This is a genomic window from Aquabacter sediminis (genome assembly GCF_028863665.1).
Lineage (GTDB): Bacteria > Pseudomonadota > Alphaproteobacteria > Rhizobiales > Xanthobacteraceae > L1I39.
Window position 1 is genome coordinate 1 of record NZ_JARBFX010000014.1, and the last position, 18,711, is coordinate 18,711.

Consider the following 18,711-nt stretch of genomic DNA (forward strand, 5'->3'; position numbering starts at 1 on the left):
CCGGCTCCGGCTGCTTCGGGCACCCGCGTGTTCGCCTCGCCGCTCGCCCGCCGCATCGCCAAGGACAAGGGCATCGACATCGCCGCCGTGGCGGGTTCCGGCCCCCATGGCCGCGTGATCGCCCGCGACCTGGACAATGTGCAGCCCGGCGCCAAGCCGGCGGCCGCGCCCACTGCTGCCGCCTCGGCTCCGGCCGCTGCGCCTGCCCCCGCCGCCCCGAAGGCGGCCGCCGCGCCCGTCACCGGCCCCACCGCCGATCAGGTCAAGGCTCTCTTCGAGGCCGGGACCTATGAGGAGATCATGGCCGATGGCATGCGCAAGACCATTGCGCGCCGCCTGGTGGAGAGCGAGCAGCTGACCCCGACCTTCTATCTGTCGGTGGATTGCGACCTCGACGAGCTGATGGCCCTGCGCGAGACGGTGAACGGCACCGCCCCCAAGGACAAGGACGGCAAGCCCGCCTTCCGCGTCTCGGTGAACGACTTCATCATCAAGGCCATGGCGCTGGCGCTCCAGAAGGTGCCCGCCGCCAATGCGGTGTGGGCCGAGGACCGCATCCTGCGCATGAAGCATTCCGACGTCGGCGTGGCGGTGGCCATCGATGGCGGGCTCTATGCGCCGGTCATCAAGAAGGCCGAGACCAAGACGCTCTCCGCCATCTCCAACGAGATGCGTGACCTTGCGCTGCGCGCCCGCAACAAGAAGCTGAAGCCGGAGGAATATTCCGGCGGAAGCACCTCCATCTCCAATCTCGGCATGATGGGCATCCGCGATTTCGTCGCGATCATCAACGCGCCCCAGTCCTCCATCCTGGCCATCGGCGCCAGCGAGCAGCGGGCGGTGGTGCGCGGCGGTCAGATCGTGGTCGCCACGCAGATGACCGCCACCATCACCTGCGACCATCGCGTGATGGACGGGGCGCTTGGCGCCGAGCTGCTGACCGCGTTCAAGCAGTTCGTGGAGAAGCCCTTCTCCATGCTGGTGTGAGAGTTGGGCGCGCGGGTCTTCCCGCGCGCCGCTTTATCGGGGGGCGAAAACGCTGCGGCAGATCAAACCTTTCGCCGCGTTGAGCGTGTAGCAGGGCGGGGATGCGGCGCTTCGGCGCCGTGATCGAGCAAGCAAGAGAGCGAGACAGCCCATGAGCCACACGCCCCACCAACTGGCGTCCGACTTTCCCGACTATGCGGGCAAGATCCACGAGCTGCGCCAGTCCGACGCCCATTTCGCCCATCTGGTGTCGCAATATGACGCCGTGAACGAGATCGTCCACAAGGCCGAGACCAATCTTGAGCCCATGGACGACCTGGACCTGGAAGAAAAGCGCAAGGAACGCGTCCGCCTGAAGGACGAGATCTACGTGCTCTTGTCCCGCTGATCGCCAGGCCCGGTGGCGCCCGAACGCCGCCGGGCCGGTTCATCCGCGAGGGCCGCCCGCATCTGCCGGGCCGGCCGCGTCGAGGGTGCAGGCGGGGCCTGATCGTTCCCACCACCCCCTCCCATCGGGACGGAGGGGAGGAGACACCCCATGGCTGATGCATATGATGTGATCGTGATTGGCGGCGGACCGGGCGGCTATGTGGCCGCCATTCGCGCCGCCCAGCTCGGCTTCAAGACCGCGGTGGTGGAGAAATCCCATCTCGGCGGCATCTGCCTGAACTGGGGCTGCATCCCCACCAAGGCCCTGCTGCGCTCGGCCGAAATCTATCACTACATGCAGCACGCCAAGGATTACGGCCTCTCGGCGGACAATGTGACGTTCGATCCGGCTGCGGTGGTGAAGCGCTCGCGCGGGGTGTCGTCCCAGCTCGCGACCGGCGTCGGCTTCCTGATGAAGAAGAACAAGATCGACGTCATCTGGGGCAAGGCCAAGCTGCTCGGCGGCGGAAAGATCGAAGTGCAGGCGGCGGAGAACCCCATCAAGGGCGCGCTCAGCGGCGGCACCTATGCGGGCAAGCACATCATCGTGGCCACCGGCGCCCGCCCGCGCGCGCTGCCCGGCCTTGAGCCCGACAAGAAGCTCATCTGGACCTATTTCGAGGCCATGGTGCCCGAGAAGATGCCCAAGTCCCTGCTGGTGATGGGTTCAGGCGCCATCGGCATCGAGTTCGCCTCCTTCTACCGCACCATGGGCGCCGAAGTGACCGTGGTGGAAGTGCTGCCCCAGATCCTCCCCGTGGAGGACGAGGAAATCGCGGCGGTCGCCCGCAAAAGGTTCGAGAAGCAGGGCATGAAGATCCTGTCGGGCGCCAAGGTGACCGGCGTCACCAAGCATGCCGACAGCCTCACCGCCCATGTGGAAGACGCCAAGGGCGCCAAGCTTGACATCACCGTGGACCGGATGATCTCGGCCGTGGGCGTGGTGGGCAATGTGGATGGCCTCGGCCTCGAGGCGCTGGGCGTGAAGATCGAGCGCGGCATCATCTCGACCGACGGCTATGGCCGCACCAACGTGCCCGGCCTCTATGCCATCGGCGACGTGGCGGGCGCGCCCATGCTGGCCCACAAGGCCGAGCATGAGGGCGTGATCTGCGTGGAGACCATCAAGGGCCTTCACACCCACCCCATGGACAAGAACAAGATCCCCGGCTGCACCTATTGCACGCCGCAGATCGCCTCCGTCGGCCTCACCGAGAAGAAGGCCAAGGAGCAGGGCCGCGAGATCCGCGTCGGCCGCTTCCCCTTCATCGGCAACGGCAAGGCCATCGCGCTCGGCGAGCCGGACGGCCTGGTGAAGACCATCTTCGACAAGAAGACCGGCGAATTGCTGGGTGCCCACATGGTGGGGGCTGAGGTCACCGAGCTGATCCAGGGCTTCGTGGTCGCCATGAACCTGGAGACCACCGAAGAAGAGCTGATGCACACGGTCTTCCCGCATCCCACCCTCTCGGAAATGATGCACGAGGCGGTGCTGGACGCCTATGGGAGGGTGATCCACACCTGAGGCGAAACACCCGACCCACGGCGGCGATCCGTGGGTCGTTCTTCATGGGGCGGATAAGCGTGCATCCGGCGCGGAGCTGGGCACCGGAAGCCGCCCTCGACGTTCGCGGCCGCGAACGCTACATCTAGGCACGATTGCACCTGCCGCCGTTGCGGCACGCGCGAAGGTCTTCTTGCTCATGGTCACGGTCGTCAACACCCTGAACAGGCCCCGCCACCCCGAAAAGGCCCACCGGCCCGAGACGGAGGTGCTGCGCAAGCCCGAATGGATCCGCGTCAAGGCGCCGGGGTCCGCCGGCTGGGGCAAGACCGCCGAGATCGTGCGCGCCAATGGCCTGCACACGGTGTGCGAGGAAGCCGGCTGCCCCAATATCGGTGAGTGCTGGGAGAAGAAGCACGCCACCTTCATGATCATGGGCGACACCTGCACCCGCGCCTGCGCCTTCTGCAATGTGCGCACGGGCCTGCCGGCGCCGCTCGACCTGGACGAGCCGCAGAAGGTGGCCGAGGCGGTGGCCAAGCTCGGGCTCTCCCATGTGGTCATCACCTCGGTGGACCGGGACGACCTGGCCGATGGCGGCGGCGCCCATTTCGCCCACACCATCCGCGCCATCCGCGCGGCGAGCCCCGGTACCACCATCGAGATCCTCACCCCCGACTTCCTGCGCAAGCCCGGCGCGCTGGAAGTGGTGGTGGAGGCTCGCCCGGACGTGTTCAACCACAATCTGGAGACGGTGCCGTCCAAGTATCTGACCGTGCGTCCCGGCGCGCGCTATTTCCATTCCCTCCGCCTGCTCCAGCAGGTGAAGGAGCTGGACCCGTCCATCTTCACCAAGTCCGGCATCATGGTGGGCCTCGGCGAAGAGCGGAACGAGGTGCTCCAGCTCATGGACGACCTGCGCTCGGCGGAGGTGGATTTCATCACCATCGGCCAGTATCTCCAGCCCACCCGCCGCCACCACAAGGTGGAGCGGTTCGTGACCCCCGACGAGTTCAAGGGCTATGAGACGGTGGCCTATGCCAAGGGCTTCCTGATGGTCTCGGCCAGCCCGCTCACCCGCTCGTCCCATCATGCGGGCGAGGATTTCGCCCGCCTGCGGACGGCGCGCGAGGCCAAGCTCGGGCGGGCCTGACACGTGCCGAGCTTTTCCAGCAGCCGGGTGGTGAACCACGGCGCCGCCGACATGTTCGCGCTGGTGGCGGACGTGGAGCGCTATCCCGAATTCGTGCCGCTCTGCCAGGCCCTGCGCGTGCGGCGGCGGGCGCAGAGCGGGGAGGGCGTGGAGATATTGGTGGCCGACATGACGGTCGCCTACAAGCTCATCCGCGAGACCTTCACCTCCCGCGTGACGCTGGACCGGCCGCGCCTGACCATCCATGTGGAATATCTGGACGGCCCCTTCAGTCGCCTGGACAATCGCTGGACCTTCAAGGACATGCCACCCGCGCGCAGCGAAGTGGGCTTCTACATCTCCTACGAGTTCCGCTCGCGCACCCTGGGCCTGCTCATGGGCGCCATGTTCGACGCCGCCTTCCGCCGCTTCGCCGATGCCTTCGAGAAGCGGGCGGACGAGGTTTACGGGCGCGTCTCCTGACCTGCGCCTTGGACGGCGGGGCGGACCCCGCCGCCGGATGGGACCTCAAGCGCTCCTCGCTTCCCCACTCTCCACATAGGCGCGGAAGCCGCCGAAGATGGTGATGTCCGTGCAGCCCTGCGTGCCGCTCGCTTCCGCCAGGAAGCCGGTCACGTGCCGCCCATCTTCCAGTTCAACCGATCCGAGGCCGAGCGGGGCGGGGATGCGGGCGAGCAGGCGGCCGATGCTCTCGACGGGAAGGGACCACACCTCGCCCTCCAGCGCCGCACCGCCCTGTGTCACCCGCAGCACGCCGGGGCGCGCCACCTCGCCCTTCAGGAGCCACATGCGATAGGCGGGCGCGGTGCGGGCCACCGCCACGAAGCGTCCGCCCAGTTCCAGGATTTCGCCGTTCAGCTTCATGCCGGACAGGTGCGCGCCGAAGACGCACACGTCCATCCGGCCTTCCTCTTTCGGGGCGGGGAGCGAGGCCATGGCAGGCGGTGGCGCGTCGCTCGATCCCAGCGGCAGCGGGGTGGCGGCGACGAAGGCGCGGGCGATGGCCGCCACCTGCCCGTCCCGTCCCGCCGGCGCCAGGAGCGTGATGCCATAGGGCACGCCATCGGCGGAAATGTGCGCGGGCACGGCGGTGCCGCACAGGTCCATGAGGTTGACGAAATTCGTGTAGGTGCCGTTGCGCGAATTCAGGCGGATATTGTCGGCCATCACCTCGTCCACGTTATAGGCCGTGGGCGCGGTGGGCAGGACGATGGCGTCGACGCTGGCAAGCACCGGCTTCACCTTGGCGGTGAGCTCCTTCAGCCGATAGAGCGCGCGGAAGGCATCCGCCGCGCTGGCGCGTCCGCCGGGCTCGGTGATGGCGCGGGTGACGGGGTGCACCTCGTCCGGCCGGGTGGTGAGGAGGGGTTCCGCCACGATCCAGCGCTCGGCCACCCACGGGCCTTCATAAAGCAGGCGGGCGGTCTCGGCGAAGGGACTAAAGTCAAACTCCACCAGGGTGGCGCCGATGCCCTTCAGGCGCTCCAGCGCCGCCTCATAGGCGGCGGCGGCTTCCGCATCGCCGAAGAATTCCCGCTGGGCGGCGGGCAGGATGCCGAGCCGCAAGGCGGGCGGGGCGGTGGTGAGGGGGGCCAGGGGCAGGGGCCGGGAATAGGCGTCCTCCGCATCAAAGCCCGCCATCACCTCCAGGGCGGCCATGGCGTCGTCCACGGTCAGCGCGAAGACGGAGATGCAATCCAATGTCCGGCACGCGGGCACAAGCCCGGTATTGGGCACGAGGCCGAGGGAGGGCTTCACGCCCACGATGTTCTGGAGCATGGCTGGCACCCGGCCGGAGCCGGCGGTGTCCGTGCCGAGCGCGATGGGCACGAGGCCGGCCGACACCGCGCTGGCCGAACCGGACGACGAGCCGCCGGGCACCAGCTTGGCATTGAAGGCGTTGCGGGGCACGCCATAGGGCGAGCGGGTGCCCACGAGGCCGGTGGCGAACTGGTCCAGATTGGTCTTGCCGATGATCAGCGCGCCGGCCGCCTTGAGCCGCGCGACCACCGTCGCGTCCTTGGCGGGATCGTAGGCGAAAGCGGGGCAGGCGGCCGTGGTAGGCAGGCCGGCCACGTCGATATTGTCCTTCACGGCCACCGGGATGCCATAGAGCGGAAGGTCGGTATGGCCCTTCGCCTCCAGCTCCGCCGCCTCCGTCAGCACGTCGGCCTCGGGCCGCAAGGTGATGAAGATGGCGGGGTCATCATGGGCGGCGATGCGCGCATAGGTCGCCCGGACGGTGTCGCGCGGCGTGGCAACGCCGCTGCGATGGGCGGAAAGGAGCGAGGCAAGCGTTTCCATGACAACTCCTGGCCGGACGACAGGAGGCACGCGCCGATGCCCGTCGTGAACAAGATGAGAGCGTGCGGCAGGCCGCAGCGGGTGGGGTCTCTCTAGCAGGAACCGCGCCAGGGATCGCGCACCCCTCCCGATCGCCCGAAAATGGCGTGGATACAGGGCTTTCGAGCGCGATACCGGAACGAATAGCCCGCATCGCGTTTCTCTTCCGGCGATCGAAGATGCCGATTAAATAAACAAAATGATCATACATTAATCAATATGTGCGCACTTGCATGCACCTGAGTGTATGACACATTCGCCGCTTTTGCGTGCTGCCCTGGTGACGGCGCGTGTCGGGAGGTGTCAGGTCAGCCCCGCCATTGGCGCCCCACCCGGATTGAGCGCCGAGGGCCCCGGGAGCGCGATCACCACGATCGCGCTCTAACGGATTGAACCTAGGCGGATTCACCGAGCGCGTCGGATCGCCATGCGACTCAATGCGCTCGGATCGCCCGTTCATCGAAATGCGTGCCGGCTCCTCGCGCATCATGCGGTTCCGGAGAAACGGAGCGCTTCCCGGCGCGCCGCCTTAGCGCTTCGCTTCAGCGCGCGGCCGGGGCCTGCGTCGTGGCCGGCGGCTCTGACGGCGGGCTGCGGCGCTCGGCGGTGTAATAGGAGGCGGCGAAGGCAGCCGAGAAGATGAGGGCGCCGATGAGAAGGCGGAGCTTGGGGTCCATGATCTTAACCTTGCGTCATCAGGCGAGGGTAATGAATCCGGCGCCCAAACGAAAGCGCCCGGATCTCTCCGGGCGCCAGCTTAGGGATCACGGGCAGTGCGACCTCAGTCGCGGAAGACCACCGTCTTGTGGCCATTGGGAATCACCCGGTCCTGCAGGTGCCAGGCCAGCGCCCGGGCGAGCACCCGGCGCTCGATGTCGCGACCCTTGCGGACCAGGTCATCGGGGCTGTCCTGGTGGCTGATGCGCTCCACGTCCTGCTCGATGATCGGCCCTTCATCCAGGTCCGAGGTCACATAGTGGGCGGTGGCGCCGATCAGCTTCACGCCGCGCATATGGGCCTGATGGTAGGGCTTGGCGCCCTTGAAGCCCGGCAGGAAGGAATGGTGGATGTTGATGCACTTGCCCGACAGCTTGGCGGAGAGCCCGTCGGAGAGCACCTGCATGTAGCGGGCCAACACCGCCACTTCGGAGCCGGTGGACTGGAACAGGTTCCACACCTCCGTCTCCTGCTCCAGCTTGGTCGCCTTGGTCACGGGCAGGTGATGAAAGGGGATGCCATCGAAGTCCAGGTGGGCATAGGTCTCGCGCGGATGGTTGGAGATGATGCCGGTGATCTCCATGGGAATCTCGCCGATGCGCCAGCGATAGAGCAGGTCCGCGAGGCAATGGTCGAACTTGGAGGCGAGCAGCAGCACGCGGCGCTTCTCGGCCTTGTCGCGCAGGCTCCAGGTGAGGCCGAAAGCGTCGGCCACGGCGGCGAAGCCGTCGCGGATCTCGGCGGCGCTGGCCTCGCCGATGGCCACGTTGAACACCACGCGCATGAAGAAGCGCTTGCTCTCCGTGTCGTCGAACTGCTGCGCCTCCAGGATGTTGCAGCCCTTCTCGAACAGGAAGGTGGAGACGCCCGCGACGATGCCGGGGCGGTTGGGGCAGGACAGAGTGAGGATGAACTGGTCGGACGGATTGGTCATGGCGGTTCGTGTCCTGAAGCTGGACGATCGCGAAAGGGGTGAGAGGTGCGATGGCGGCGCGCGACGCGCTGCCATCAACCTCGGCCGGTGCCGATCAACTCGAAGCCCAGCGGCGCCGCGGCCGCCGTCAGCGCGCGCACGATGGCCGGGGCGAAGGAACGGGCGATAACGAAGCGATAGCGCGGGCTGCCATCCACCTGCCAGAACAGGAGCGGGATCAGCGCCACCGCCGTCGCCGCGGCCTGTCCGGGACCGAAGACGGAGGGGTGCAGGTCAACAGCCACCAGCTTTTCCAGCGCCGCACCCACCTGCGGGCCGGTGAGGTCCAGCACAAGATTGGCATCCGATTGGTCGGTCAGCGAGGCAAGGCCGGCAAAGGCTTCGCCCAGCTTGCCCAGCAGGGCGTCCCCGCTCGCGCCGGGAAGGCCGATGAGCCAGCGGTCCGGCGCGGTGCCCACGGCGATCAGGCCGCCGGCTTCAACCACACGCGGGCCGTCGGGCAATTGCAGGCCAAAGGCGCTGTGGGCCGCCGCGCGCAGGTCGCCGCTCTTGCCCTTGCGCGCGGCGAGGGTGGCGAGCGCCAGGCCCTCGACCACGGTGGCGGTCACGCCGGGAAAGCCGGCGACCGAGCCATAGATGCCGGCGGGAACAAGCCGCGTCGGCGGAATGTGCGCCAAAAGGTCAGACACGGAGCCGCTCCCCTTCAGGATCCACGAAGCCCGGATGGCAGATTTCCACCTCGATGTCGCCGCCGCGCACCGGGTCATAGGCGCGCACGCGCTCGCCGATGCGCTCCGGGCCGCGCTTGATGAGGCCGAGGCCAATCCAGGTGTTCAGATGCGGGGAGAAGGTGACCGAGGTCATGTAGCCCTCATCATTCTCCACCTTGGCTTCGGCGCCGACCGCCAGGAAATGCGCGCCCGCGCGCAGCCGGGCGGTGGGGTCCACCGGCTTGAAGCCGATGAAGGTTGGCCGGTCGGGATCGAGGAAGGCGGGCCGCTGGGACAGGACGCGGCCGATATAGTCCTTCTTGGTGGACGCCATCTTGCCGAGCCCCAAATCGCGGGCGGAGGTCTGCCCGTTCAACTCGTTGCCGGAGACGTGGCCCTTTTCGATGCGCATCATGGCCAGCGCCTCGGTGCCATAGGGTGTGATACCGAAGGGCTCGCCCGCCGCCATCAGGGCGCGCGTGAGGGCCTCGCCCTGGCGGGCGGGCACCGCGATCTCAAACCCCAGCTCCCCGGAAAAAGAGAGGCGGAAGATGCGTGCCGTCACCCCGCCAAGCACGCTGCCCTGGAGCACGCCCATGAAGGGTAGGCCCGCATTGGAGACATCGTGGGGGGCATCCACCACCTTGGCCAGCACCTCACGGGCGCGCGGCCCGGCAATGGAAATCTGCGCCCATTGCTCGGACACGGAGGCGAGCTGCACATCCAGCTCCGGCCACAGCACCTGGAGGCAGAATTCCAGGTGCTGGAAGACCTTGGCTGCATTGGCCGTGGTCGTGGTCATCACATAGTGCTCGGGGCCGAGGCGGGCGGTGGTGCCGTCATCCATGACGATCCCGTCCTCGCGCAGCATGATGCCGTAGCGCGCCTTGCCCACCGCCAGGGTGGAGAAGGTGTTGATATAGACGCGGTCGAGGAACGCGCCCACATCCGGGCCCTGCAGGTCGATCTTGCCGAAGGTGGACACGTCGATGAGGCCAACCGAACTGCGGGTCGCCTTCACCTCGCGGGTGACGGTCTCCAGCCAGTCCTTCTCGCCGGGCTTCGGGAAATACTGCGCCCGCAGCCACAGGCCCGTTTCCACGAACACCGCGCCCTGCTCCTGCGCCCAGGCATGGGTGGGGGTAGGCCGCACGGCGCGGAAGTCCTTGCCGCGATGGTGGCCCGCCAGCGCGCCCAGCGCGACCGGCGAATAAGGCGGCCGGAACATGGTGGTCCCGGTCTCGGAAATGGGCTTGCCCGTCAACTCCGCCATGATGGCGAGGCCGGTGACGTTGGACGACTTGCCCTGATCTGTGGCCATGCCCAGCGTGGTGTAGCGCTTTAACAGCTCCACCGCCCGGAAGCCTTCCTTGTGGGCGATGGCCACGTCCTTGGCGCTGACGTCGTTCTGGAAGTCGACGAAGGCGAGGCCCTTGCTGTCCTTCACATGCCAGAAGGGCGAGAGCGTGATGGGCCTGTCCTCGGCCTGGGGCACAGGGGTGGCCTGGGCGCTAAACCCGAGGTCATCAACCGCTTCCGCCGCCCGCGCGGCACCACTCGCCAATGCCCGCGCCAGGGAGAAGTCCGCCGCAGCCGCGCCCGCGACCGTCATGCCGGGCGGATTCGTACCCGGCACGAACGCGGCGATGTCGGACCGATAGACCGGCTTGCCGCCGAAATGGCAGGTCAGGGCCACGTTGGGATTGGAGCCCCCCGACATGGCCAGCACGTCGCAGGCGATGGTTTCCGTGCCCTTGGGGCTGCGCACGCTGACGGAGGACAGCACCTTGCCGGAGGTGGCGATGATCTCGCCGCCGGTGATGACACGCACGCCGCGCTTCTTCGCCCGCTCCATCTGGACCGCCGGCGGCTCCGCCCGCACGTCCACGATGGCCGCGATCTTGAGGCCCGCCGCTGCCGCATCAAAGGCCGCCGACCAGGCATAGCCGTTATTGGCGAAGACCACGACGGAGGAACCGGGCGCCGCCGCATAGCGCACCGCATAGGTGCGAAGCGCCTGGGCGGACATGACGCCCGGCCGGTCATTGCCGCCGAACACGATGGGCCGGTCCAGCGCCCCGGCGCACAGCACCGCCCGCTTGGCCACGATCTTCCAATAGCGCTGGCGCGGCATGTGGGGCGCCGGCACGGCCAGATGGTCGCTCACCCGCTCAATCGCGCCATAGGTGCCGCCGTCATAGACGCCGAACACGGTGGTGCGGGGCAGGATGCGCACATTGGGAAGCGACGCCAGCTCCGCCTCCGCCGACGCCAGGAAGGCGCGGGCGGGGGCGTCGTCGATGCTGACCATCTCGGAGGTAAGGCGCCCGCCCAGGCGGAAGTCCTCGTCGGCGAGGATCACGCGGGCGCCGGAACGTCCTGCGGTCAGCGCCGCCATGAGGCCGGCGGCGCCGCCGCCGATCACCAGGAGATCGCAGAAGGCAAAGGCCTTCTCGTAGGAATCCGGGTCCGGCAGGCCGGAGGCCGAGCCAAGGCCCGCCGCGCGGCGGATCGCCGGCTCATACACCTTCTCCCAGAAGGAGGCCGGCCACATGAAGGTCTTGTAGTAGAAGCCCGCGCCCAGGAAGGGGGAGAGCCACTGGTTCACCGACAGCACGTCGAAGTCGAGCGAGGGCCAGCGGTTCTGGCTGGTGGCGTCGAGCCCGTCATAAAGCTCGGCCATAGTGGCGCGGGTGTTGGGCTCGCGCCGGTTGCCCGAGCGCAGTTCCACCAGCGCGTTCGGCTCTTCCGAGCCGGCGGTGAGGATGCCGCGCGGGCGGTGATACTTGAACGAGCGGCCGACCAGGCGCACGTCATTGGCCAGCAGGGCCGAGGCCAGGGTATCGCCGGCAAAGCCCTTGAGGCTGCGGCCGTCGAACGTGAAGGAGAGCGGGCGGGAGCGGTCAATCAGCCCCCCGGTGGCAAGGCGGCTCATGGGGTCACCTCCGCGCTCTCCGGCGTTGCGGGCCGCGCGAATTCGGTCGCGAATATCTCGTGGGTGCGGGTGTCGCGGGTCACCACCAGCCATCGGCGGCAACCGGCGCCGTGATACCAGAGCTCGCGGTGGGGACCGGCAGGATTGTCCCGCAGATAGACATAGTCATGGAAGGCGTCGGCGGCATCCGGCGCGTTCGGGTCGGGGCGAACCGGATTGGCGTCGCCCAGATAGGAGAATTCGTGGGCGTCGCGGACGCCGCAGAAGGGGCAGGGGATGCGCATGGTTCAGCGACCGTTCTTCAGTGCAGGTTCGGCTGCGCGCCGACCCCCTTTTCATCGATGATGTGGCCGGTTCGGAACCGGTCCAGCCGATAGGCGGCGTTGAAGGCGTGGGGGGCGTCTTTCGCGATGGTCCAGGCGAAGCACCAGCCCGAGGCGGGCGTCGCCTTGAACCCCCCGTAATTCCATCCGGTGTTGAGATAGAGGCCGGGCAGCGGCCCCACATCAATGATGGGCGAGCCATCCATGGACATGTCCATGACGCCGCCCCAGGTGCGCAGCACCCGCAGGCGCCCCACCAGCGGCATCAGCGCCATTCCGGCTTCCGCCACATCCTCCACCACGGGGAGGTTGCCGCGCTGGGCATAGGAATTGTAGCCGTCAATGTCGCCGCCGAAGACGAGGCCGCCTTTGTCCGACTGGCTGACATAGAAATGGCCGGCGCCAAAGGTGATGACGCCCGGCACCAGGGGCTTCAGGCCTTCGGAGACGAAGGCGGTGAGCACATGGCTCTCGATGGGCAGGCGCAAATCCAGATGGCGCGTGAGGCGCGAGGTGGAGCCGGCCACCGCCAGTGCCACTTTGCCGGCGCGGATGGGGCCGCGATTGGTCTCCACCCCCACCACCTTGCCGTTCTCCCGCAGGAAGCCCACCACTTCGCAATTCTGCACGATGTCGACGCCGAGCCGGTCGGCGCCGCGGGCATAGCCCCACACCACCGCGTCATGACGCGCCGTGCCGCCACGCCGCTGCAGGAGGCCGCCCTGGATGGGGAAGCGGGAATTCTCGAAATCCAGGAAGGGCGCCATGGCTCGCACCTGCTCGCGGTCCAGCAATTCGCTGTCTGCGCCATTGATGCGCATCGCGTTCGCGCGCCGGGCATAGGCGTCGCGCTGGGCGTCGGAATGGCACAGATTCAACACGCCGCGCTGGCTGACCATGGCGTTGTAGTTGAAGTCCTGCTCCAGGCCCTCCCACAGCTTCATCGACCATTCGTAGAAGGGCTCGTTGCCGGGCAGGAGATAATTGGAGCGGATGATGGTGGTGTTGCGCCCGGCATTGCCGGAGCCCACATGGCCCTTTTCCAGCACCGCCACATTGCGGATGCCGTGTTCCTTGGCGAGATAATAGGCGGTGGCAAGGCCATGGCCGCCGCCGCCCACGATCACCACGTCGTAAGCGGGCTTGGGCGCCGCATCGCGCCAAGCCGGCGTCCAGCCCTTCTGGCCGGAAAACGCGTTGGCGATGAGGCTGAAGACCGAATAACCCTTTGACATGCCCGTCGGCTCGCTCTCGGAAGGGGAGGAGTGACCCCTCGGATCAACGTAATATCTCACCCGCGTGACGGGGATGATATAAATGTTACTTATAGTGTGACGCGTCGCGTCGTTTCGGCGCCGCTGGAGCTTGCCATGGCCGTTCGGGGAGAGGCGCTGCCCTTCGATTTGCGCACCCTGGAGATCTTCCTCGCCGTGTGCGACGTGGGCGCCATGGCGGGGGCGGCGCGCCAGTTGGGGCTCACCCAGCCGGCCGTCTCCCAGGCGGTGGCGGACCTGGAGGCGAAGACCGGCGCGGTGCTGTTCGACCGCTCCGTGCGCCCCATCGGCCTCACCCCGGCCGGCGGCGTGCTGCGCCAGCGGGCGAGCGCGCTGCTCTCGGAAGCCCGGCAGATCGCGCCCATGCTGCGGGAGACGGAGAACAGCCGGTTTCCCCTGCTGCGGGCGGGGCTGGTGGATTCCCTCTCCCGCGTGCTCGCCGCGCCCTTGGGCGTGCGGCTCATGGGCCTGGCGGACGAGGTCTCGGTTCTGGCGGGGCTCACCTCCTCCCATGCCAGCGCATTGCTGACACGACAGCTGGACCTGCTGCTGGGCGTGGACGAACTGGAGGAGATTGCCGGCCTGGAGCGCTTTCCCATCATCTCTGAGCCCTACATCCTGCTTCTGCCCGCCGGCCGCCCCCGTCCCGCGCGGCTCGACGACATTGCCCGCCTGGCGCAGGACCTGCCCATGGTGCGCTTTTCGGCGCGCTCCAAGACCGGCATCGAGGTGGAGCGCCACTTCCGGCGGCTGAAGCTGGATCTGCCGCGCCGGCTGGAATTCGACACGCCGCAAGGGGTAACGGAAGTGGTGGCGCGGGGGGAGGGGTTCGCGGTGTCCACCCCGCTCTGCATTCTGGAGGCGGGCATCGACATGGTGCGCCTCGCTTGCTGGCCCATGCCGGGGCCGGCTTTCCTGCGCGGCCTCACCTTGGTGGCGCGCCGGCAGGAGTTGGGACGCGCGCCGCGCGAACTGGCAGCCTTCTGCCGCGCAGAACTGGCCCAGCGCGCCGTGCCGGAATTGCGCGCCTGGCTGCCCTGGCTGGGCGAGGCGCTCTCCATTCAATCGTGATGATGATGCCTTAGCATGGGGCAAGGATCTGCCATGAGGGGGACAAGATGAGGCTGGATCGCCGCCGGTTCGTTTCGTGTGTCGTGTGCACCGCCATGGGCTATGTGGCCACCGCAGGAGAGGCCGGGGCACAAGCGGCGCCCCCCGCGGGCAGCGGGATTTCGCGGGCGGTCCTCGACAAGACCCCATTTCCCGGCGACGCCTATATGACCCTCCTGGTGACAGCGGACCTGGAGCCCGGCGCGATCATTGCCCGGCACACACATCCGGGCGTGGAGAGCGTCTATCTGGTGTCCGGAGGCGGGGTGGTGCGGTTGGAAGGGCGCCCGGAGCGCGCCATGACGGCGGGGGAGGGGCTGATCATTCCCGCCGGCCTGCCGCATCTGTTTGAGAATGGCGCGGACAAGACGCGCATCGCCATCACTTATGTGGTGGAGAAGGACAAGCCGCTGGTGAGCCCGGCGCCGCTTTGAAGCGGCGACGACAAACGCGACCGGGGGCGGCATGGGTAATGCCGCCCCCGGAAGATCAATGTGCCGGTCGCCTCATTCCGCCGGAGCGGGGAGGGCCTCCGACGTGTGGTCGAGCATCTCTTCGTGCATCTCCTTCTCCATGGCGATCTGGCGGACGATGAAGACCACGAAGAAGGCACCCGCCAGGGCCGCGAACAGATATTCGAAGCCGTGGAAGGGGTAGATCTCCGCCATTTCGGAGACCTTGGCGAGGGACGTGACACCTGTATTCATGACACATGTCTCCTTAGATCGGGTGGCGTAAGGGTCAGAGCTTGGCTTCCTTGCGCTGGATTGCCTCGAAGGCGGCTTCCATGCCGGAGGCGGCGGGGTAGGTGACGGGAATGTGCTTGCCGTCGAGGCCGTGGATCTCCACGGCGGGCGCGACGCGCAGCAGGCCGGCCATCTTCAGGAGCTTGCCGATGATGAGGCCGGGGATGAGGCCGAAGCCCAGCGCAAACACCAGGGAGCCGATGATGTTGCCGATGGGCGTGACCACGGGCAGGCCCTCGGCATTGCGGCCGAACCAGCCGGCGCCTTCCGACAGGGCGATGAGCGTCCCGTCAGAGGGCATGATGGCCGGGTAGCCCCACAGGGCAAAGCCCGCCACGATGCCGCCGAACAGGCCGCAATAGCCGTGCACGGCCACCGCGCCCACCGCATCGTCGATCTTGTACTTCCGCTCCACCCAATAGTGCAGCTTGTAGGCCATGATGGTGCCGGCGATGGCGATGATCATGGCCACCACGGGATGGTAAAGATCGTTGCCGGACGAAGCGCTGATCAGCCCGGTGAGGCCGCCGGAATAGGTCCAGTAGGCGTTGCCGTTGCTGATCAGATAGGCGGTGACCATGCCGCCGAACAGGGCCATGAGGAAGTTCATGGTCACGCCGGACAGCGTTATCGGAACGCCATAGATGTTGGTGGCGGTCCAATAGGGCGCGGCGGCAGTGCCCACGTTCGCGATCGGGATGTGGCAGGCGGCATAGAAGCCCCAGAAGCCCACATAGATCATGAACAGGCCGATGGTGATGAGCCAGGGATTGTGCGCCGGAATCTCGCGCGGGGTGCCATCTGGGGCGAACTTGCCGATGCGCGGGCCCACATGGATGAGGATGCCGAGCGTCGCAAAGCCGGCCACCGAGTGCAGGATTGCCGAGCAATACTGGTCATGATAGCCCAGATACTGCGCCATCCAGCCATTGCCGGCCCAGGCCCAGGCGGCGGGGATGACCCATGCGATGGCGCCCACATAGACGGCGATGATGAAGAAGCCCGAGGTCTTGGTGCGCTCGATCAGGGCGCCGGAGACAATGGAGGCCGCCGTCATGCCGAACAGCGCGAAAGCCGCCCAGAACACGCCGGAGATGCGATCGCTGAGGTTGGGCGCGATCTTCGTGGACCAGGGCTCGAAGCCCGTCTCGAAGCTGAGCGCCGTGGACGACACCGGCCAGCCCTGGAAGGCGATGTAGATCCACATGCCGAACAGGAAGAAGGCAAGACCGACCAGCGGAATCGCCATCGTGTTCTTCAAAAGCGTGTGCTGGACATTCTTAACCCGCGCCGCGCCGACTTCGTACATGCAGAAGCCGACATGGATGAAGAACATGAGGACGACCGTCAGGAAGAAATAGAATTCCGTGAATATGGTCGTCAGGGCTGTCAATTGATCTGTCATGCTGATCCCCAAACCCGTTGCCCTCAGCCGCATGAACCGACGCCGGCAGATCCCGCTGGGGAACCACAGAGTACGGCCCATGAGCAGTTCACTGTGGAGCAACTTTTATGCCAGGGAGGTGAAGCGGGCGCGTCCGGCGCTGCGTCATGTCTCAACGGCATGACCAACGGGAATAAGCGCCTGCCTAAGTCATTCAGCCCGCGGTGGTTTCCAAGCGGGCCCGATCACCTTCGCATCCTTACGGAAAAGGCAAGAAAAAGGGCGAGCCGCCAGCCATTTCGCTGCGCGTCATATCATTTGCACAAAGAACAACCGTATCCGCTGCGAAGTGCCCGCCGAACAGGCGCCGGGCGTGGCTGCGCGCCCCTGCCGGCGGCCCCATGCGGCTAAAGGGGAAGGCGCTGCTTCAATCGTCGTCGAGGGAGAAGATGCGGGCGGGCGCCGCGCGCAGGAATCCCCGGAAGGCGTAAGGCGTGGTGGCGTCATAGGTGGGAAGCGGCATGTCCTGGGCGGTCAGCGTGAGCTGGTCCCCGAACACGCCGCGAATGTCCACATGACAGTGGCGGGCCAGAACCACTTCGCTTGGCCCGTCATCGGTCTCCAGGTCGAAAATATCCCGGTCCGGCACCGATGTGAGGGCCACGTCGACCGTCGCGCTGCGCGTGATGTGAAGCGAACTGCTGCTCAGATTGAGGCCGTCTTCCGCGGGCGAGACGACGCGCAGACGCTCCAGGCTCACCTGCGAATTGGTGAGGTCGAAGCCATCATCCCCCGAATGGTAGCTGCGCACTTCCCTGACCGTCCATTCCTGCGGGCCCACGCCCATGAGGGACACGCCATCCCGATCGTCCTGTCGCGGGTCGTCCTTGCCATTCTGCGGATCGCCGTGGCCCAGATAATAGCCGGCGATGAGATCCGCGCTGAACGCGGAAGGCTCGACGTGGGGCGCCGGCGCCACCACAAGTCCGTCCTTCGTGGCGGGATGATGGGTGCCGCAGAACCAGACCCCGCCATTGTCCGCCACACGCACCGCCCGAAAGCGGTCATCGCAGGCTTTCAGAAACAGGCGCCCCGCCTGGAGCCGCGCGCCGGGCTCGAAGATCAGCGCCGCCCGCCGAAGGGTGCCTGAGCGGCGGGTTCCATTCTGAATGAGGATGGTCGTCCCATCCTCGGCCGCCAGCATGGCCCCAGCCTTGACGCGCACTTCGCTGGCCACAGCATAGGGCCGCTCGGCCGTCAGCCGCCGGACACCCGTGATCGGTCCTTCCAGGAGCTCGAAGCGCTGCTCAGTCATGGCTGTTTTCCGGTGGGGTGCAGGATGGGATCCTGGCTGCGCAAGCTGTCATAAACGGCGGTGATGCTATCGTCGGAGATGCTGGTGTCGCCCAGATAGGGCAGATCGACGATGGCGATGGCGCCCAGCATGAGCGTCAGCATGATGAGCTGCACCGTCAGCGTGACCACGCGCATCAGGCTCGCCTCCATGAGGCGCAGCGCGCAGATGATGATGACGCCGGCAATGCTGATGACGCTCACCGTGTAGAACATGGTGGGCAAGGTGTTGGAGATGTTCATGAGCCGGTCGTTGCGCGCCTGTGCCACCTGGTCGGCAGCCACCAGGATGCGGCCGAAGACTGTGTTGGTCTTCGGCGATTGCGGATCGATCCGGTCGATCTCGCGGAACACATTGGTCAGTGCGGCGGAGGTGCGCTCGCTGCCATGGCCGAAGCGCAGGCCGGGCCACTCGTCGGTCAGGATCGACCCGGTATAGGCGATGAGCGCCTCCCGCGCTTTCAACGCCGGTGCTGTTTGATCGAGGATGAGAAGGCGGTTGAGGCTCTTGATGGCCTGGGCCTCCTGCGAAACCTTGTCGTCCATGCCGGAGGCCGTGGTCATGACCAAGGCGAGCACGAAGCCGAGGACCACGTAGCCCCCGGACATGGTGTTCTGCGTCGCGGTGTCGATGATGTCCGTGTCGTACTGAAGGCACTGGAACTTCCGGTTCACGGCCTGCAGCACCAGCGTCACCAGCCCCAGGATCAGGCAGGACACGATCGGAAACAGGACCAGAAGCTGCGTGTCCGTCAGTCGTTCGATGAGGAGGGCGTACATCCCGCTGCCGCTTTCTCTAGGATGTGGAG

The 18,711-nt window shown here is 66.9% G+C and carries 18 protein-coding genes; 7 read left to right on the forward strand and 11 right to left on the reverse strand.

Annotated elements, in window-relative coordinates:
* The 5 genes from PV781_RS21205 to PV781_RS21225 all read left to right on the forward strand — a co-directional run.
* Positions 1 to 987, forward strand: a 987-nt coding sequence (locus PV781_RS21205; RefSeq protein ID WP_274777619.1) for a 2-oxo acid dehydrogenase subunit E2, incomplete at its 5' end; no start/stop codon positions are given.
* Positions 988 to 1,138: 151 nt separating this feature from the next.
* Positions 1,139 to 1,375 carry an HP1242/YdcH family protein gene (locus tag PV781_RS21210; protein WP_274777620.1) on the forward strand — a complete coding sequence of 79 codons (237 nt, stop codon included), beginning with the start codon at positions 1,139 to 1,141 and terminating at the stop codon, positions 1,373 to 1,375.
* Between the two features lie 150 nt (positions 1,376 to 1,525).
* Complete coding sequence (gene lpdA / locus PV781_RS21215) at positions 1,526 to 2,941, forward strand: dihydrolipoyl dehydrogenase (protein ID WP_274777621.1); 1,416 nt, start codon at positions 1,526 to 1,528, stop codon at positions 2,939 to 2,941.
* Between the two features lie 178 nt (positions 2,942 to 3,119).
* Positions 3,120 to 4,073 (forward strand): lipoyl synthase, encoded by a 954-nt coding sequence (gene lipA / locus PV781_RS21220; RefSeq protein WP_274777722.1) that lies wholly within the window; start codon positions 3,120 to 3,122, stop codon positions 4,071 to 4,073.
* Positions 4,074 to 4,076: 3 nt separating this feature from the next.
* Entirely contained in the window at positions 4,077 to 4,535 is a 459-nt protein-coding gene (locus tag PV781_RS21225) for a type II toxin-antitoxin system RatA family toxin (protein ID WP_274777622.1), read from the forward strand.
* A gap of 45 nt (positions 4,536 to 4,580) precedes the next feature.
* On the opposite strand, the gene atzF is transcribed toward PV781_RS21225, so the two are convergent.
* The 7 genes from atzF to PV781_RS21260 all read right to left on the reverse strand — a co-directional run bounded on the left by atzF (position 4,581) and on the right by PV781_RS21260 (position 13,270).
* Positions 4,581 to 6,377, reverse strand: coding sequence for an allophanate hydrolase (gene atzF / locus PV781_RS21230; RefSeq protein ID WP_274777623.1), 1,797 nt, complete (start codon positions 6,375 to 6,377; stop codon positions 4,581 to 4,583).
* Between the two features lie 581 nt (positions 6,378 to 6,958).
* Positions 6,959 to 7,093, reverse strand: a complete 135-nt coding sequence (locus PV781_RS21235; protein WP_274777624.1) for a hypothetical protein — start codon at positions 7,091 to 7,093, stop codon at positions 6,959 to 6,961.
* A gap of 104 nt (positions 7,094 to 7,197) precedes the next feature.
* Positions 7,198 to 8,067, reverse strand: a complete 870-nt coding sequence (gene purU, locus PV781_RS21240) for a formyltetrahydrofolate deformylase (RefSeq protein ID WP_274777625.1) — start codon at positions 8,065 to 8,067, stop codon at positions 7,198 to 7,200.
* Positions 8,068 to 8,141: 74 nt separating this feature from the next.
* Positions 8,142 to 8,756, reverse strand: coding sequence for a sarcosine oxidase subunit gamma (locus PV781_RS21245; RefSeq protein WP_274777626.1), 615 nt, complete (start codon positions 8,754 to 8,756; stop codon positions 8,142 to 8,144).
* On the reverse strand, positions 8,749 to 11,712 hold the full coding sequence (locus PV781_RS21250; protein WP_274777627.1) for a sarcosine oxidase subunit alpha family protein: 2,964 nt from the start codon (positions 11,710 to 11,712) through the stop codon (positions 8,749 to 8,751). The genes PV781_RS21245 and PV781_RS21250 overlap by 8 nt, the downstream gene beginning before the upstream one ends.
* Positions 11,709 to 11,996: a sarcosine oxidase subunit delta gene (locus PV781_RS21255; RefSeq protein ID WP_274777628.1), complete on the reverse strand. Its 288-nt coding sequence runs from the start codon at positions 11,994 to 11,996 to the stop codon at positions 11,709 to 11,711. The genes PV781_RS21250 and PV781_RS21255 overlap by 4 nt, the downstream gene beginning before the upstream one ends.
* 17 nt (positions 11,997 to 12,013) lie before the next feature.
* The gene (locus PV781_RS21260) at positions 12,014 to 13,270 is read right to left on the reverse strand and encodes a sarcosine oxidase subunit beta family protein (protein WP_274777629.1); all 1,257 of its coding nucleotides are present in this window, start codon (positions 13,268 to 13,270) and stop codon (positions 12,014 to 12,016) included.
* Between the two features lie 135 nt (positions 13,271 to 13,405).
* Here PV781_RS21260 and PV781_RS21265 point away from each other — a divergent pair, with 135 nt between their 5' ends.
* Together PV781_RS21265 and PV781_RS21270 are read left to right on the forward strand one after the other, a co-directional pair.
* A complete protein-coding gene (locus PV781_RS21265) occupies positions 13,406 to 14,380 on the forward strand; it encodes a LysR family transcriptional regulator (protein WP_274777630.1) in 975 nt (324 codons plus the stop codon).
* A gap of 47 nt (positions 14,381 to 14,427) precedes the next feature.
* The gene (locus PV781_RS21270; RefSeq protein WP_274777631.1) at positions 14,428 to 14,853 is read left to right on the forward strand and encodes a cupin domain-containing protein; all 426 of its coding nucleotides are present in this window, start codon (positions 14,428 to 14,430) and stop codon (positions 14,851 to 14,853) included.
* A 72-nt stretch (positions 14,854 to 14,925) separates the two neighbouring features.
* On the opposite strand, the gene PV781_RS21275 is transcribed toward PV781_RS21270, so the two are convergent.
* The 4 genes from PV781_RS21275 to PV781_RS21290 form a co-directional block, all read right to left on the reverse strand.
* A complete protein-coding gene (locus PV781_RS21275; RefSeq protein ID WP_209099703.1) occupies positions 14,926 to 15,126 on the reverse strand; it encodes a hypothetical protein in 201 nt (66 codons plus the stop codon).
* A gap of 34 nt (positions 15,127 to 15,160) precedes the next feature.
* The gene (locus PV781_RS21280) at positions 15,161 to 16,570 is read right to left on the reverse strand and encodes an ammonium transporter (RefSeq protein WP_274777632.1); all 1,410 of its coding nucleotides are present in this window, start codon (positions 16,568 to 16,570) and stop codon (positions 15,161 to 15,163) included.
* A gap of 406 nt (positions 16,571 to 16,976) precedes the next feature.
* Positions 16,977 to 17,864, reverse strand: a complete 888-nt coding sequence (locus PV781_RS21285) for a hypothetical protein (protein ID WP_274777633.1) — start codon at positions 17,862 to 17,864, stop codon at positions 16,977 to 16,979.
* The gene (locus PV781_RS21290; RefSeq protein ID WP_274777634.1) at positions 17,861 to 18,682 is read right to left on the reverse strand and encodes a bestrophin-like domain; all 822 of its coding nucleotides are present in this window, start codon (positions 18,680 to 18,682) and stop codon (positions 17,861 to 17,863) included. The genes PV781_RS21285 and PV781_RS21290 overlap by 4 nt, the downstream gene beginning before the upstream one ends.
* Positions 18,683 to 18,711: the final 29 nt, after the last annotated feature.